This is a genomic window from [Erwinia] mediterraneensis (genome assembly GCF_900604315.1).
Lineage (GTDB): Bacteria > Pseudomonadota > Gammaproteobacteria > Enterobacterales > Enterobacteriaceae > Pantoea > Pantoea mediterraneensis_A.
The window spans coordinates 1399735-1414179 of sequence record NZ_LR026978.1; the positions used below are offsets into that span (position 1 = coordinate 1399735).

The window sequence follows — 14445 nt, forward strand, 5'->3', positions numbered from 1 at the left end:
GCTTCAGCTATTGCTGTTTTCGTGCTTCCTTGCACGGCCAAGCAGGGTTAATGCTGCCTCTCGCGCCGGCTTTTCGCAATATAATACCTGATAAATTTGCTCGGTTATTGGCATTTCTACGCCAAATCTTTCTGCTAACGCCCTGACTTCTTTAGTATTTTTGTACCCTTCTACAACTTGTCCGATATTGCGTTGCGCCGTCTCAACATCGGCACCTTGCCCCAACATAATGCCAAAACGGCGATTACGGGACTGATTATCGGTACAGGTCAGCACCAGATCGCCCAGCCCCGCCATGCCCATAAAGGTGGTGGGATCGGCCCCCAACGCAGCACCCAGCCGGCTCATTTCCGCCAGTCCCCGGGTAATCAGCGCAGTACGGGCATTGGCACCAAAACCGATGCCATCTGACATACCTGCGCCAATGGCGATAACGTTTTTGACCGCTCCGCCCAGCTGCACGCCAATAAAGTCCGGATTGCTGTAGACGCGGAAGCTTTTATCGCAATGCAGACGCTGCTGAAAATCATCGGCAAACTGCGCATCGGTTGATGCCAGCGAAATCGCGGTAGGCAACCCTGCTGCCAGCTCTTTCGCGAAGGTCGGTCCCGAAATCACCGCCAGCGGAATAGACTCGCCCAGAATTTCACGCGCCACATCCTGCAACAGCCGCCCCGTTTCCCGTTCCAGACCTTTCGTTGCCCAGACGATACGCGAGTCAGCACGCAAGTGAGGCTGAATCTGCTGCAGCACGTCGCCAAAGACATGGCTGGGCACCACAATCAGCACATCACGGCTGGCCGTAATCGCACGCGCCAGGTCAGGTTCAAGGATCAGGTTATCGGGAAAGGCGACATCGGGCAGAAAAGCGCGGTTGCAACGATCGGCCTGCAGCTGCGCCAGATGTTGCGGATTATGACCCCACAACAGCACCGGATGGCCGTTGCGCGCCAGGGTAATGGCCAGAGCGGTGCCGTATGAACCGGCACCGATGACGCTGATAGAAGCGTTAACTGTATTCATCAGGCATCCTGATGCGGTGCGGCACCTTCATTCTGCTGCTGCAAATAGTTCATAAACAGCGCATCAAAATTGACCGGTGCCAGGTTGAGCTGCGGGAAAGTACCGCGTGAAACCAGGCTGGTGATGCATTCACGGGCATACGGGAACAGGATGTTCGGGCAGTATGCGCCCAGGCAATGCGCCATCTGGTTTCCTTCGATACCTGCGATGGTAAAGATACCAGCCTGCTGCACTTCACACAGGAAAGCCGTCTCTTCCCCTACGCTTGCGGTAACGGTAACACGCAGGACCACTTCATACACGCCTTCAGCCAGTTGAGATGAAGCGGTATCCAGATCCAGTTTCACTTCCGGTTCCCACTCTTTCTGGAAAACCTGCGGTGCGTTAGGAGCTTCAAAGGAGATATCTTTGGTGTAAACGCGTTGAATCTGGAACGTCATTTCATTCGTGGTTTGTTCTGACATGTGTCTGAGTCCTGTAAGTTAAAAAATCCTGGTCGTAGAGTTACGCCTGTAATAAGGGGTCCAGCCCTTCACGACCATCCAGCGCAAAAAGATCGTCACAGCCGCCAATGTGCTGCGCATCAATAAAAATTTGAGGCACCGTGGTGCGACCGCTACGTTTGATCATCTCTTCACGTTTCACTGCGTCGCCATCAATGGGGATCTCCTGAAACGTAACACCTTTCTGATTCAACAATGCCTTGGCCCGGTGGCAGTAAGGACAGGTTGCTTTGGTGTAAATCTCAACGTTCGCCATGTTAGTACCTCAGATAGGGTTATTTTCCGCGTACCAGCGGCAGGTTTTCACCACTCCAGCCACTGATGCCATCCTTCAGCACTGCGACTTGCGTAAAGCCCGCAGCGCTTAATTGTGCCGCAGGTTCGCCTGCGCTTTGGCCCGTAGCACAAACTACAATTATGGGCTGCGCTTTATGCTTTTCCAGCTCGCCGAAGCTGCCTTTTTTAATGTCTGCCGCCGCCACGTTCACCGCGCCGGAGATATGGCCTTTGCGATAGTCGTCACGTGAACGCACATCCACTACCACCGCATCCTCTTTATTGATCAGACGGGTTGCTTCACCGCGACTGATGGTTTTTACTTTAGAGAACATGCTTTTAACGGTGGTTACAATCACCAGAACTAACAAAACCACCCATGCCAGACAGAGGATGGGGTGATTGCTTGCAAACTGCATAATTTCTTGCATGAGGGGTAACAACTCCAGACCGGGCTAATAAGCTAAAACAAGGGTTCTGAGTATACCTGCGCCACTTCGCATGTACAGACGCTAAGCGGTCAGAGTGACGATTTGTGTGCCATTTTTCAAAAAAAGTGAATTTACCGCAATGATGTCGTCACGGCTTCTGTCCCGTCACGGCGCGCGCACGACACGTCCGGAAACGGAAAACGCCAGCGGGAAACTGGTAAGCGGCAGTTCATCGTGGAATAATCATTGACCTATGAAGGGAAAAGCGACTGTTTCAGATACAAGGACCCGTTACAACGGTTTTAGCTCACCGTTGTCCATACGCTTGTCCACCCTCGCCCTTAGCCTGCTCTGCTCGGGGGCTCTGCTGTTGCCCTGCGCTGCACAAAGCGCAGATGACAGTAAATCGCAGCTGAAATCCATCCAGCAAGATATCGCCGAAAAAGAGAAAAGTGTCCGGGCACAAAAGCTGCAGCGCAGCAAACTGCTTGATCAGCTGCAAAGTCAGGAAAAAGTGATTGCGCAGGCGAGCCGTCAGCTGCGGCAAACCCGTAACACTCTGAATGTGCTGGACAAGGAGATGAGTCAACTCACCGCTTCCATTGCAAAGCTGGAAAAACAGCAGTCCCGGCAGGTCAATCTGCTGGCGCAGCAGTTAGACGCCGCGTTTCGCCAGGGCAAACATAGCGGCGTACAGCTCTTACTGGGCGGCGAAGAGAGCCAGCGCAGTGAGCGCATACTCGCTTACTTTGGCTATCTGAACGCGGCGCGCCAGCAAAACATTGACGATCTGAAAGAGACGCGCGCCCAGCTTGCCGGGCAAAAAAGTGCTCTGGCGCAGAAGCAACAGCAGCAAAAAGCGCTGCTGAGCCAGCAACAGGCGCAGCAGGAGAAGCTGCAACAGGCCAGCGCAGCGCGCAAAAAGACGCTGACAACACTGGAAAACGCGCTTGAGAAAGATCAGGCCGACCTGGTAGAGATGCGCCAGAACGAAAGTCGTCTGCAGGATAAAATCGCCCGCGCGGAACGTGAGGCGCGGGAACGGGCCGAGCGTGAAGCGCGCGAAGCGGAAAAAGTGCGCCAGCGTCAGGCGCAGGCGAAAGCTAAAGGATCCTCTTATCAACCCACCCAGAGCGAGCGCGAGCTGATCGCGCGTACCGGCGGCCTTGGTCGTGCCGCCTCACAGGCAATCTGGCCGGTTCGTGGGCGTATTGAACATCGCTTCGGCGAAGCGATGCAGGGCGAACTGCGCTGGAAAGGCCTGGTGATCGCGGCGCCAGAAGGCAGCGAAGTAAAGGCCATCGCCGATGGACGCGTGCTGATGGCGGACTGGCTGCAGGGTTATGGCCTGGTGGTGGTAATTGAACACGGAAAAGGGGATATGAGCCTTTACGGTTATAACCAGAGCGCGCTGGTCAGCGTTGGCGCTCAGGTGAAAGCCGGACAACCGGTGGCGCTGGTCGGTAACAGCGGCGGTCGGGGAACCCCCTCACTCTATTTTGAAATCCGGCGCCAGGGACAGGCCGTCAATCCACTCCCGTGGTTAGGAAGATAAGCATTGTTTCAACTTCGTAAAATGACCGCTGTGCTGAGCGGTCTGCTCCTCAGCTATGCCGCCCATGCCGGCAAACTCGCCATCGTGATCGATGATTTCGGCTACCGACCCGGCGAAGAGAATAAAGTGCTACAGATGCCCGCCGCCATTTCCGTGGCGGTCCTGCCCGGCGCGCCCCATGCGCGTGAAATGGCGACCAAAGCGCATCAGCGCGGTCATGAAGTACTGATTCATCTGCCGATGGCGCCGTTAAGCAAGCAGCCGCTGGAGAAAGATACTCTGACGCCCGAGATGACCAGCGACGAGATTGAGCGCATCATCCGCAACGCCGTCGCTAAAGTGCCGTATGCGATAGGTCTGAACAACCATATGGGCAGCAAAATGACCTCCAGCCTGTTTGGCATGCAAAAAGTGATGCAGGCGCTCAATCAGTACAACCTCTATTTTCTCGACAGTATGACCATTGGCAACAGCCAGTCGCTGCCCGCCGCGCAGGGGACGCGGGTCAAAGTCCTCAAGCGCCGGGTGTTCCTGGACGACAGCCAGAATGAAAACGCGATCCGTCAGCAGTTTACGCGCGCCGTGCGGCTGGCCCAGCGTGACGGCTATGCGATCGCCATCGGCCATCCCCATCCGACGACGGTGCGTGTGCTGCAACAGATGTTGCCCTCGCTGCCAGCGGATATTATCCTGGTGCGCCCGAGCCAGTTGCTGAACGAAACGCCGCATGCAGCGACGTCGCCTGCCGCACCGGTTAATAAACCCGTTAACAAGCCTGTGAATAAGCCGGTCAGCAAACCACAGCCGCATTTCCAGCCGCCGGGTGAATGTAAAGCGGATCAGCCGCTCTCTCCGGTTCCGGCTACCCGGGCTCTGGACGTGGTGAGCGAAAGCGTCACTCACAGCCAGCTGGCGAAAACCCTCGAAAGTCTGTTTTAACCGGCTGACTTCGGGTTGATGTGCAACCTATAATCCTGCATGACGCAGGTCTGGCACAGGATGAGGACAGCAGTACGGATGGCACAACAGAAACAAAATATTCTGCTGTTCGATAACGGCAGAGAATGGGGCGGCGGTACCAACAGCATGCTGGAGTTGCTGAAGCGTATCGATCGTCAGAAATTCGCTATCACCTGCTGCTTTTATCATAACTATACGCGCGGCAATGATGAAACCATTGGTGCCACTCTGGAAGGGCTGGGCATTCCGGTGGTTTTTATTCCGCAGGCCAGACAGCCCGGCTGGGCCAAAATAGCCAAAGAAGCGCTGCGTGCCGTGCTTTTTTTCAGCCGTCCGTTAAAAAAACGCGCCGTCGCCCTGGTAGACGCGCGCTGGCGCGTGGCGCCGAATGCGCGCAAAATCCAGGCGCTGCTGCAGCAGGGCCGTTACGACACGCTCTATATGAACAACCAGCCGAGCACCAATATCGAAGGCTATCTGGCAGCGCGCGGATCAGATATCGCCGTTGTCCAGCATTGCCGTATCGAACCTCTGCTGGATACGCGCCTGGTGCAGATGGTGAATCAGCACTGCCATGCGGTGATCGCGGTTTCCCACGGCGTAAACGAGACGCTGCGCCGGGGTGGGATAAAACCCGAGCTCTGCTTTACGGTCTCTAACGCCATTGATATCCACCAGCCGCTGCCCGACCGCGCTGCTGTGCGCCAGCGCCTGGGACTGTCGCCGGAAACCTTTGTGTTTGGCTCTATCGGATCCTTGATCTTACGTAAATCGAATCATCATATTCTGCAGGCGCTGGGCAAGTTCCGCGCCGCCTGCCCGGATGCGAGATGGAAAATGATGATTGTCGGCGCCGGGCCGGAACACCAACGGCTGGTACAGCTGGCCGCCGATGAAAATATCCTGGATCATGTGATTTTTACCGGCTTTCAGAACAACGCGCTGGATTATCTCGCTGCCTTTGATGCCTTTATCCTGGCCTCCCGCAGTGAAGGCCTGCCGCGTGTGGTGCTGGAAGCGATGCTGGTGAATACCGCCGTGATTGGCTCCCGGGTCGTGGGCACCGCTGAACTTATCAGCCATGATGAAACGGGGTTGCTTTTCGACTATGGCGATGTGCAGACGTTGAGCCAGCATATGACGGCACTGTGGCAGGACACTGCGCTGCGCCAGCGTCTGGTCGGAGCGGCCAGCAAGCGCGTACGCGAACACTATGCTATTGAGCATTATGTCAGTGGTGTAGAAACGATTCTTCAAAGTGTGGTCAGGGAAAAACAGCATGTTTAAATTTTTGAATCCCCGTTATCGCCATGTGCGCGCCAGGCATAACCTCGCTTACAGCCAGCCGGACGTGCAGGGCGACATTCCCGTTACTTCGGTGGTTATTCCCTGCACCGGCGCTGATTACATCGAAGAGGCCACCCTGAGCGCGCTGTTCGCCGCACGCTTTGCGCCCGACGTGCAGGAAATCGTTATTGTCAGCGATCAGCCGGTGAGCGCCTTTGGTCTTTTACCGGCAAAAACGCGCGTGGTGACGCTGGATGTTCCGCTGCGCGAAGAGAGTTATCGCTATAAGCAGATTTACCGCAGCCGGTTGATCAAACTGCAGGCTCCCCTGCAGGCCAAAGGTGAGGGGATCCTGATGATCGATTCCGATCTCAACCTGCTGCAGATGCCGCAGATCCAGATGAAAGCGGGTCATCTTTATTCAAGCTTTCGCCAGGGTAAAATGATCGCCAAGCTGGAGGGCGCGGCACCGGACAGCGTACCGGCTTATTATCAGCACAGTATTCGTCCTTACATTGTTGACCATGTGAATGGGGCCTATCTGGCGGCTACCCATGCCACCTGGAAGCGTATCTGCCCGCTCTGGCTGACGCTGTTTCAGGATACCTGGGAACTGATGAACGACAGCCAGCCCCCTACCGATCAGCTGCCGCTGGCGGCGCTGCTGGATTTACTTGATATCAAAACCATTAATCTGGGCGAATGGGCGAACTGGCCGGTTTCCAAAAAAATTGGCGGACAGTCGGCCGTGATCCCCAAAGAGGTGGTGGGTGCTCATGGCGGTTTTCCGCTGTCGGAATGGCAAAAATACCTCGCAGACCCCGATCAGCCGCTGCAGTTTAAAGGGCAGGACTATACCCGCAAGGTGCGTTACCTGACCGACGCGGAAAAACTGAAATCGTAAAGCACGGGCCGCACGCGGCGGCCTTTCTTGCTTAATCCCAGTTCAGAATCACTTTTCCGGCGCGGCCTGAACGCATCTCATCAAACCCCTGCTGGAAATCATCAATATGATAGCGATGCGTGATCACTGGCGTCAGATCGAGGCCCGACTGAATCAGAGCGGCCATCTTATACCAGGTTTCAAACATCTCGCGACCATAGATTCCTTTGATAAACAGTCCTTTGAAGATCACCTGATTCCAGTCAATGGCCATTTCACCCGGCGGAATGCCGAGCAGGGCGATACGTCCGCCGTGGTTCATCACTTCCAGCAACGTGCGGAAGGCGGCTGGTGCGCCTGACATCTCCAGACCCACATCAAACCCTTCGGTCATGCCCAGGGAAGACATCACGCCACGCAAATCTTCCTGCGCCACGTTCACCGCGCGCGTTACGCCCATCTTGCGCGCCAGATCAAGACGATAATCGTTGATATCCGTGATCACCACATGACGTGCGCCGACATGCTTACACACCGCCGCCGCCATAATGCCAATAGGTCCGGCTCCTGAAATGAGCACATCTTCGCCCACCAGGTCAAAAGAGAGGGCGGTATGTACCGCATTGCCGAAAGGATCGAAGATGGCAGCCAGCTCATCGGAAATATTGTCCGGAATTTTAAAGGCGTTAAACGCCGGAATAACCAGATACTCGGCGAAGCAGCCCTGCCGGTTCACCCCGACACCCACGGTGTTACGGCACAGATGAGTGCGTCCGGCGCGACAGTTGCGGCAGTGACCACAGGTAATATGTCCTTCGCCCGAGACGCGATCGCCGGGACGAAATCCTTTCACTTCCTGACCGACCGCTATCACTTCACCGACATATTCATGTCCCACGATCATCGGTACCGGAATGGTTTTGCTCGACCAGTCATCCCAGTTGTAAATATGCACGTCAGTGCCGCAGATAGCCGTTTTACGGATTTTAATCAGCAAATCGTTATGTCCTGGTTCAGGAATGGGCGCGTCCTGTACCATCCAGATGCCCTCTTCCGCTTTCAGTTTGGCTAATGCTTTCATGCTCTTCCCTCAGGCGATGACGCCCAGCTGTTGACCAATACGGGTAAATGCTTCTACTGCACGTTCCAGTTGCGCCTGGGTATGTCCTGCAGAGATCTGCGTACGAATACGTGCTGCCCCTTTCGGCACTACGGGATAGAAAAAGCCGGTGACATAAATGCCTTCCTGCTGTAATCGACGGGCAAATTCCTGCGCTACGTTCGCATCGCCGAGCATCACGGGAATAATGGCGTGATCGGCACCGGCCAGCGTAAAGCCTGCCTTGCTCATCGCCTCACGGAAGTAACGCACGTTCTCCCACAGGCGTTGACGCAGCCCATCACCTTCGTGCAGCAGTTCCAGCACGCGCAGCGAAGCGGCAACAATTGCCGGCGCCAGGGAGTTGGAGAAGAGATAGGGACGCGAGCGCTGACGCAGCCACTCCACCACCTCTTTTTTCGCGGCGGTGTAGCCGCCTGACGCGCCGCCCAGCGCTTTACCCAGCGTGCCGGTAATGATATCGATGCGATCCATGACGTCGCAGTATTCATGCGTGCCACGTCCGTTAGCGCCGACAAAACCCACCGCATGGGAATCATCCACCATCACCAGCGCGTCGAACTCATCTGCCAGATCGCAAATGCTTTTGAGGTCCGCAATCACCCCATCCATGGAGAAGACGCCATCGGTGGCGATCAGAATATGACGCGCTCCCTTGTCGCGCGCTTCAACCAGCCGGGTGCGCAGTTCGGCCATATCGTTATTGGCGTAGCGATAGCGCTGTGCTTTACACAGGCGTATGCCATCAATAATGGAAGCATGGTTGAGGGCATCGGAAATAATCGCATCTTCCGGCCCCAGCAGGGTTTCAAACAGTCCGCCGTTGGCATCGAAGCAGGAGGAGTAAAGAATGGCGTCTTCCATGCCAAGGAAGGCAGCCAGCTGCTGCTCCAGCTGTTTATGCGTATCCTGGGTACCGCAAATAAAGCGCACGGAGGCCATACCAAAACCGTGTGAATCCATCCCGTCTTTTGCCGCCTGGATCAGCGCCGGATGGTTGGCCAGCCCAAGGTAGTTGTTGGCACAGAAGTTAATCACCTGATCTTCGTGGTTGACCACGATGTCAGCCTGTTGCGCGGTCGTAATTACGCGCTCCTCTTTGAACAAGCCTTCGCGGCGGGCCGCGTCAAGCTGCTGTTGAACCTGTTGATAAAATGGTGCAGACATGTTTCCACTCCTCTGACGGCAGAAAATTGGCACATCTTACTGATCAACAGCCATATACTCGACTAATCGCGCAACAGAATATTAATTTTGCAGCAGAGTTCACGCCTCTGGCGCATGTAGGCCCGTAGTTACGACGTCAGCATGCTGCCTGCTCCCTCATGAAATGTTATGATGAGAGGTATTAGCGTGTGAAACCTCCTGTTTCACCCCACTACTTTAAGGTTAAGCACATGATTATCGTAACTGGCGGCGCAGGAATGATTGGCAGCAATATCGTCAAAGCGCTGAACGAACGCGGACACACCGATATTCTGGTGGTGGATAATCTGAAAGATGGCACCAAATTCGTAAATCTGGCGGATCTGGATATCAGCGATTATATGGATAAAGAAGAGTTTCTGGTCAGCCTGATGGCCGGTGACGATCTGGGTCCGATAGAAGCCATTTTCCATGAAGGGGCCTGTTCGGCCACCACCGAATGGGATGGCAAGTACATGATGGATAACAACTATCAGTACTCGAAGGAATTGCTGCACTTCTGCCTTGAGCGCGAAATTCCTTTTCTCTACGCCTCGTCTGCCGCTACCTATGGCGGTCGCAACGATAACTTTATCGAAGAGCGCCCCTATGAGCAGCCGCTGAACGTCTATGGCTATTCAAAAATGCTGTTTGATCACTATGTGCGTCAGATCCTGCCTGAAGCGAATTCACCCGTATGCGGCTTCCGCTACTTCAATGTCTATGGACCGCGCGAAGGACACAAAGGCAGCATGGCCAGCGTGGCATTTCACCTCAACACTCAGATCAGCAACGGCGAAAACCCCAAACTGTTCCAGGGCAGCGATGGCTTCAAGCGCGACTTTATCCATGTCGATGACGTGGTCGCCGTAAATCTGTGGTGCTGGGAAAACAACGTTTCAGGTATCTATAACTGCGGCACCGGACGGGCGGAATCTTTCCAGGAAGTGGCCGATGCGGTGCTGAAATTCCATCAGAAAGGCCAGATCGAGTACATCCCTTTTCCCGACAAGCTGAAAGGGCGCTATCAGGCCTTTACCCAGGCAGATCTCAGCAAATTACGCGCGGCTGGCTACGATAAGCCGTTTAAAACCGTGGCGCAGGGCGTCGCTGAGTATATGGCCTGGTTGAACCGCAACGCATAAAGGATGGCACGTCCGGCGATGAAAATTCTGGTTATTGGCCCGTCGTGGGTCGGCGATATGATGATGTCGCAAAGTCTCTATCGCACCCTGAAGGCTGAGCATCCTGATGCCGTGATTGATGTGATGGCACCGGCGTGGTGCCGTCCCCTTCTGTCGCGTATGCCGGAAGTCAATCAGGCGCTGGCGATGCCGCTGGGACATGGCGCGCTGGCGCTGGCGGAGCGTCGCCGTATCGGTAAGTCATTGCAAGCCAGCGGCTATGACCGCGCCTATGTGCTGCCCAACTCCTTTAAGTCCGCGCTGGTGCCCTTCTTTGCCGCGATTAAACGTCGCGTTGGCTGGCGCGGTGAGATGCGTTATGGGCTGCTGAACGATATTCGTGTGCTGGACAAGCCCGCCTTTCCGTTAATGGTCGAACGCTATGTGGCGCTGGCGTATGACAAAACGCGCATTACCTCTGCGCGCGATCTGCCTCAGCCGCTGCTGTGGCCGCAACTGCAGGTCAGCGATCAGGAGAAACTGGAGACCGCCGCGCTGTTTGCCCTCTCAGCGGAGCGCCCGCTGATTGGCTTCTGTCCGGGTGCAGAATTTGGCCCGGCGAAACGCTGGCCTCATTACCACTACGCGGCACTCGCCCAACAGCTGATTAACGCTGGCTACCAGATTGTGCTGTTTGGCTCGACCAAAGACCGTGAAACCGGCGAGGAGATTCTCCGCAGCCTGGATGACAACGCTCGCGCCCACTGCCGTAACCTCGCCGGGGAAACCCAGCTGGAGCAGGCGGTGATTCTGCTGGCCGCCTGTCGCGCCGTGGTCACCAACGACTCGGGTCTGATGCATATCGCCGCTGCCCTGAACCGCCCGCTGGTGGCGCTCTACGGACCCAGCAGCCCCGATTTCACCCCGCCGCTGTCAAAACAGGCGCGCGTTATCCGCCTGATTACCGGCTATCACAAAGTTCGCAAGGGCGATGCTGAACAGGGCTATCATCAAAGCCTGATCGATATCCAGCCCGCCCGCGTGCTGGAAGAACTCAATACGCTGTTACCTCTGGCACAGGAGAAGGCATGCACGTCCTGATTGTGAAAACGTCCTCCATGGGCGACGTGCTCCATACGCTGCCAGCCTTAACCGATGCGATGCAGGCGATACCGGGTATCCGCTTTGACTGGGTGGTGGAAGAAAATTTTGCCCAGATTCCGGGCTGGCATCCTGCGGTTGATCAGGTGCTACCGGTAGCGATTCGCCGCTGGCGTAAACACTGGTTTGGCAGCCAGCAGCGCGAAGAGCGCGTGCAGTTTAAGCGAGTGCTGCAGGCCCGTACCTATGATCTGGTGATTGATGCTCAGGGGCTGATAAAAAGCGCCGCGCTGGTTACCCGTCTGGCCAAAGGGATCAAACATGGGCAGGACAGCCGCAGTGCGCGCGAACCCTTCGCCAGCTGGTGGTACGATAAACGTCATGAAATCAGCAAACAGCAGCACGCGGTAGAACGCACGCGTGAGTTGTTTGCCAAAAGCCTGGGCTACCCAAAACCGGAGTCGCCGGGCGATTATGCTATCGCAGCGCATTTTCTCACTTCGCTGCCGGTGGACGTTCCCCGTTATCTGGTGTTTCTCCATGCCACTACTCGAGACAATAAACACTGGCCGGAAGCGCACTGGCGAGAACTGATCAGGTTGTTGCAGCCTGAGGGCGTGCATATCAAACTGCCCTGGGGCGCTGAGCACGAGCATCAGCGCGCGCTGCGTCTGGCGCAAGGCTTTGATAACGTAGAAGTGTTGCCGAAACTGACGCTGGAAGAGGTGGCGCGCCAGCTGGCGGGTGCCAGCGCCGTAGTGTCCGTTGACACCGGCCTGAGCCATTTAACCGCCGCGCTCAACCGCCCCAACATTACGCTCTATGGCCCCACCGATCCGGGATTGATTGGCGGCTATGGCAAGAATCAGTTTGTCTTACGCCCTGCCGAGGGTAATGAGATGTCGGCGATTACGGCCAGCGCGGTTACCGCCGCACTGTTGCCCTTAATCGGGAAAAATTAACATGGCAGCAAGCTGTACCCTGAGTGTGCTTATCACCGTCCACAATTGTGCGCCCTGGCTGGAAGAGACGTTGCGCAGCGTAGACCTTGCGCTACAGCCGATCAGCGCGCACTGTGAAGTGGTGATCATCAACGATGCCTCCAGTGATGGCTCCGGTGACATCATTACTGGTTACTGCCAACAGCGTGCTTACGCGCGTTTTTTTACCACCGAACTGCGCAATATTGGTCAGGTGCGTAACTATGCGGTCGCGCAGGCGCAGGGCGAGTATGTGTTAATGCTGGATGGTGACGATCGGCTGTTGCCGCAGGCGGTTGCACAGCACTTTCGCATTCTTTCGGAACAGGCGCCCGATATCCTTCTCAACAAAATCATTGAGCAGCGCGCGCAGGATACCCCCCCGGACTGGCAGTTTCAGCCGCCGCAAGCGCTGTCACGCGATGAGGCGATCCGCCGTTTCCTGGTGCATCGCGACTTTCAGGCGCACTTTATCGGCCAGTATTTCCGCCGCCAGCTGTTGCTGGATCACCCTTTCCCGCCCTTTATCTGTTATGAAGATGCCTGGCTTTTTCCGCAGCTGCTGACGCTGAGCCAGAACACGCTCTATTCACCGGCAGGCTTCTATCTGTACCGTAAGCATCAGAACAGCCTTTCTACTGTCATGAGCGACGAGAAAATTATCTGCCTGCTGGCAGCAACACGCCAGATGGACCAGGTGCTTCCCGACAAATTTCAGGCGCTGATCACCTGTCACTGGATCGATGTCCTGAATCGTCATCATGCGGCGCTGGCGAAGCTGGGGGAGCAGGAGAAGGTGAAAGCGCGTATCCGGCAGATCGGTCTGTTGCCGTTTCTGCTCAACAGCCAGATTCGGCTGAGCTATAAAAGAAAGATGTTAAAAGTCAGACGGTAAGCCCGGTTGATAACCGGGCTGTCGCCGGTTTACGCGCTGTGCCGCGGGAAGTCCCGGTAAAACTCTGCCAGCGTTTGTCCTTTAAAACGCGGCGCCAGCCAGGAAAACAGCTGCTCCAGATCCTCATAAAGGCGCTCTATATCGCTCTCATTTTTAAAGGTAGGGCTGCCGTCCGGCATAAACTCTGAAGAGTGCAGCATGAACTCCACGTAGGGGTGACCCGCCTGCTGAGACATCTCTACCACCCGCTTCATCGCCGTCAGATTCCCGCCGGAGGGACGTAACCAGTGCACCGCCGGGCTGCGCTGTTTGCCGCGCAGCCGGTAGACGATCTGTTTAACCTGGCGCATCAGTGGCGAGTATTTAAACTGAATACTCATCGGCACTTCCAGCAGCGGAGAGTGACCTGCGCGGGAAATATCTTTCAGATCAAGGAAATAAGCAGAATCGGGGAAATCCATGTAATTTGTGCCGCCCTGCCCCTGAGGCGCGCCGCGATTATATTGCCAGTTAACTTTCGGCGTGACCGAGCAATCAACCTGGTAGCCCAGCTCTACCAGAATCTCCGCATAGCGTTCATCAAACGCCCAGCGTCCGGCCCGATGGCTCAGCATTTTGGTCTGAAAGCGCTCTTCCAGCAGGTCGGTCATAAACCTTACTTTTTCCCGCAACACCTCATCCGGGTATTCAATCAGATAGGGCTGCCAGCGCCAGTCATCATCCGTTAAGGGTTTTTCCGGCGGGCTGTTCCAGGCGTGCAGATGCATGCCTACCTCTCCCTGACCACGGGCAATCACGTCGCGCGCAAATTCAACGTAAGCGGGATCGCTGGCCATTTCATAATTGGTCAGCCAGGTGGGCTTAAAGCCATATTTCTCGCACAGTGACTGAAAGCGCGGCAGATAACGCGTGTTGTGCGTGGTAATGGAACGATGGTTACGCCAGAGGTTGTCGCCTTCGGTGTCAATCGTGATGAGAAATGCTGCCTTATCCATGAATTTTTCCGCAACGCCTTAGTTTTACGCATTATGGTACGCAGCGCGCTTTAATACGCAACGTTATTTTATTTGACAGACAGTGTGATATAGCTGCCGTTGATAGCACTCCAGGGTCTCCTCATCT

General features: G+C 55.7%; 15 protein-coding genes. 8 read left to right on the top strand and 7 right to left on the bottom strand.

Translation table 11 applies throughout. The features are described 5' to 3' along the window. Window positions 1-3 precede the first annotated feature (3 nt). From gpsA to E0E17_RS06620, 4 genes are read right to left on the bottom strand one after another with little or no spacing between them, the layout of a single operon-like run. Window positions 4-1023 (bottom strand): NAD(P)H-dependent glycerol-3-phosphate dehydrogenase, encoded by a 1020-nt coding sequence (gene gpsA / locus E0E17_RS06605; protein WP_130832677.1) that lies wholly within the window; start codon window positions 1021-1023, stop codon window positions 4-6. Beyond that, the gene (secB, locus tag E0E17_RS06610; protein ID WP_130832679.1) at window positions 1023-1487 is read right to left on the bottom strand and encodes a protein-export chaperone SecB; all 465 of its coding nucleotides are present in this window, start codon (window positions 1485-1487) and stop codon (window positions 1023-1025) included. The genes gpsA and secB overlap by 1 nt, the downstream gene beginning before the upstream one ends. Window positions 1488-1527: 40 nt before the next feature. Then, complete coding sequence (gene grxC / locus E0E17_RS06615; RefSeq protein ID WP_130832681.1) at window positions 1528-1782, bottom strand: glutaredoxin 3; 255 nt, start codon at window positions 1780-1782, stop codon at window positions 1528-1530. Between the two features lie 19 nt (window positions 1783-1801). Further along, window positions 1802-2233 carry a rhodanese-like domain-containing protein gene (locus E0E17_RS06620; protein ID WP_130832687.1) on the bottom strand — a complete coding sequence of 144 codons (432 nt, stop codon included), beginning with the start codon at window positions 2231-2233 and terminating at the stop codon, window positions 1802-1804. A 253-nt stretch (window positions 2234-2486) separates the two neighbouring features. Here E0E17_RS06620 and envC point away from each other — a divergent pair, with 253 nt between their 5' ends. The 4 genes from envC (at window position 2487) to E0E17_RS06640 (ending at window position 6939) form a co-directional block, all read left to right on the top strand. Next, entirely contained in the window at window positions 2487-3788 is a 1302-nt protein-coding gene (gene envC / locus E0E17_RS06625; RefSeq protein WP_130832695.1) for a murein hydrolase activator EnvC, read from the top strand. A 3-nt stretch (window positions 3789-3791) separates the two neighbouring features. Then, the gene (locus E0E17_RS06630; protein WP_130832697.1) at window positions 3792-4727 is read left to right on the top strand and encodes a divergent polysaccharide deacetylase family protein; all 936 of its coding nucleotides are present in this window, start codon (window positions 3792-3794) and stop codon (window positions 4725-4727) included. Window positions 4728-4805: 78 nt separating this feature from the next. Then, window positions 4806-6035, top strand: a complete 1230-nt coding sequence (locus E0E17_RS06635; RefSeq protein ID WP_130832699.1) for a glycosyltransferase — start codon at window positions 4806-4808, stop codon at window positions 6033-6035. Further along, on the top strand, window positions 6028-6939 hold the full coding sequence (locus tag E0E17_RS06640) for a hypothetical protein (protein WP_130832701.1): 912 nt from the start codon (window positions 6028-6030) through the stop codon (window positions 6937-6939). Before E0E17_RS06635 ends, E0E17_RS06640 begins: the two co-directional genes overlap by 8 nt. Window positions 6940-6970: 31 nt before the next feature. Here E0E17_RS06640 and tdh read toward each other — a convergent pair whose 3' ends face one another. Both tdh and kbl read right to left on the bottom strand, forming a co-directional pair. Next, window positions 6971-7999 (bottom strand): L-threonine 3-dehydrogenase, encoded by a 1029-nt coding sequence (tdh, locus tag E0E17_RS06645; RefSeq protein WP_130832704.1) that lies wholly within the window; start codon window positions 7997-7999, stop codon window positions 6971-6973. Window positions 8000-8008: 9 nt separating this feature from the next. After that, window positions 8009-9205, bottom strand: coding sequence for a glycine C-acetyltransferase (gene kbl / locus E0E17_RS06650; protein ID WP_130832707.1), 1197 nt, complete (start codon window positions 9203-9205; stop codon window positions 8009-8011). 230 nt (window positions 9206-9435) lie between these two features. On the opposite strand from kbl, the gene rfaD reads away from it, so the two are divergent. From rfaD to E0E17_RS06670, 4 genes are read left to right on the top strand one after another with little or no spacing between them, the layout of a single operon-like run. After that, window positions 9436-10368: an ADP-glyceromanno-heptose 6-epimerase gene (rfaD, locus tag E0E17_RS06655; protein WP_130832709.1), complete on the top strand. Its 933-nt coding sequence runs from the start codon at window positions 9436-9438 to the stop codon at window positions 10366-10368. Window positions 10369-10386: 18 nt separating this feature from the next. Then, a complete protein-coding gene (gene rfaF, locus E0E17_RS06660) occupies window positions 10387-11448 on the top strand; it encodes an ADP-heptose--LPS heptosyltransferase RfaF (RefSeq protein WP_130832711.1) in 1062 nt (353 codons plus the stop codon). Then, window positions 11436-12410 (top strand): lipopolysaccharide heptosyltransferase RfaC, encoded by a 975-nt coding sequence (gene rfaC, locus E0E17_RS06665; RefSeq protein ID WP_130832713.1) that lies wholly within the window; start codon window positions 11436-11438, stop codon window positions 12408-12410. The genes rfaF and rfaC overlap by 13 nt, the downstream gene beginning before the upstream one ends. Before the next feature lies 1 nt (window position 12411). Next, window positions 12412-13323, top strand: coding sequence for a glycosyltransferase family 2 protein (locus E0E17_RS06670; protein ID WP_130832718.1), 912 nt, complete (start codon window positions 12412-12414; stop codon window positions 13321-13323). Window positions 13324-13352: 29 nt separating this feature from the next. Here E0E17_RS06670 and E0E17_RS06675 read toward each other — a convergent pair whose 3' ends face one another. Then, window positions 13353-14318 (bottom strand): polysaccharide deacetylase family protein, encoded by a 966-nt coding sequence (locus E0E17_RS06675; RefSeq protein ID WP_130832720.1) that lies wholly within the window; start codon window positions 14316-14318, stop codon window positions 13353-13355. Window positions 14319-14445 lie beyond the last annotated feature (127 nt).

Bases quoted from the DNA above. Each gene is read 5' to 3' on its own strand.
- tdh (WP_130832704.1), bottom strand. From the start codon at position 7,999: ATGAAAGCATTAGCCAAACTGAAAGCGGAAGAGGGCATCTGGATGGTA.
- grxC (WP_130832681.1), bottom strand. From the start codon at position 1,782: ATGGCGAACGTTGAGATTTACACCAAAGCAACCTGTCCTTACTGCCAC.
- E0E17_RS06640 (WP_130832701.1), top strand. From the start codon at position 6,028: ATGTTTAAATTTTTGAATCCCCGTTATCGCCATGTGCGCGCCAGGCAT.
- rfaF (WP_130832711.1), top strand. From the start codon at position 10,387: ATGAAAATTCTGGTTATTGGCCCGTCGTGGGTCGGCGATATGATGATG.
- kbl (WP_130832707.1), bottom strand. From the start codon at position 9,205: ATGTCTGCACCATTTTATCAACAGGTTCAACAGCAGCTTGACGCGGCC.
- rfaD (WP_130832709.1), top strand. From the start codon at position 9,436: ATGATTATCGTAACTGGCGGCGCAGGAATGATTGGCAGCAATATCGTC.
- envC (WP_130832695.1), top strand. From the start codon at position 2,487: ATGAAGGGAAAAGCGACTGTTTCAGATACAAGGACCCGTTACAACGGT.
- gpsA (WP_130832677.1), bottom strand. From the start codon at position 1,023: ATGAATACAGTTAACGCTTCTATCAGCGTCATCGGTGCCGGTTCATAC.
- secB (WP_130832679.1), bottom strand. From the start codon at position 1,487: ATGTCAGAACAAACCACGAATGAAATGACGTTCCAGATTCAACGCGTT.
- E0E17_RS06675 (WP_130832720.1), bottom strand. From the start codon at position 14,318: ATGGATAAGGCAGCATTTCTCATCACGATTGACACCGAAGGCGACAAC.
- rfaC (WP_130832713.1), top strand. From the start codon at position 11,436: ATGCACGTCCTGATTGTGAAAACGTCCTCCATGGGCGACGTGCTCCAT.
- E0E17_RS06670 (WP_130832718.1), top strand. From the start codon at position 12,412: ATGGCAGCAAGCTGTACCCTGAGTGTGCTTATCACCGTCCACAATTGT.
- E0E17_RS06620 (WP_130832687.1), bottom strand. From the start codon at position 2,233: ATGCAAGAAATTATGCAGTTTGCAAGCAATCACCCCATCCTCTGTCTG.
- E0E17_RS06635 (WP_130832699.1), top strand. From the start codon at position 4,806: ATGGCACAACAGAAACAAAATATTCTGCTGTTCGATAACGGCAGAGAA.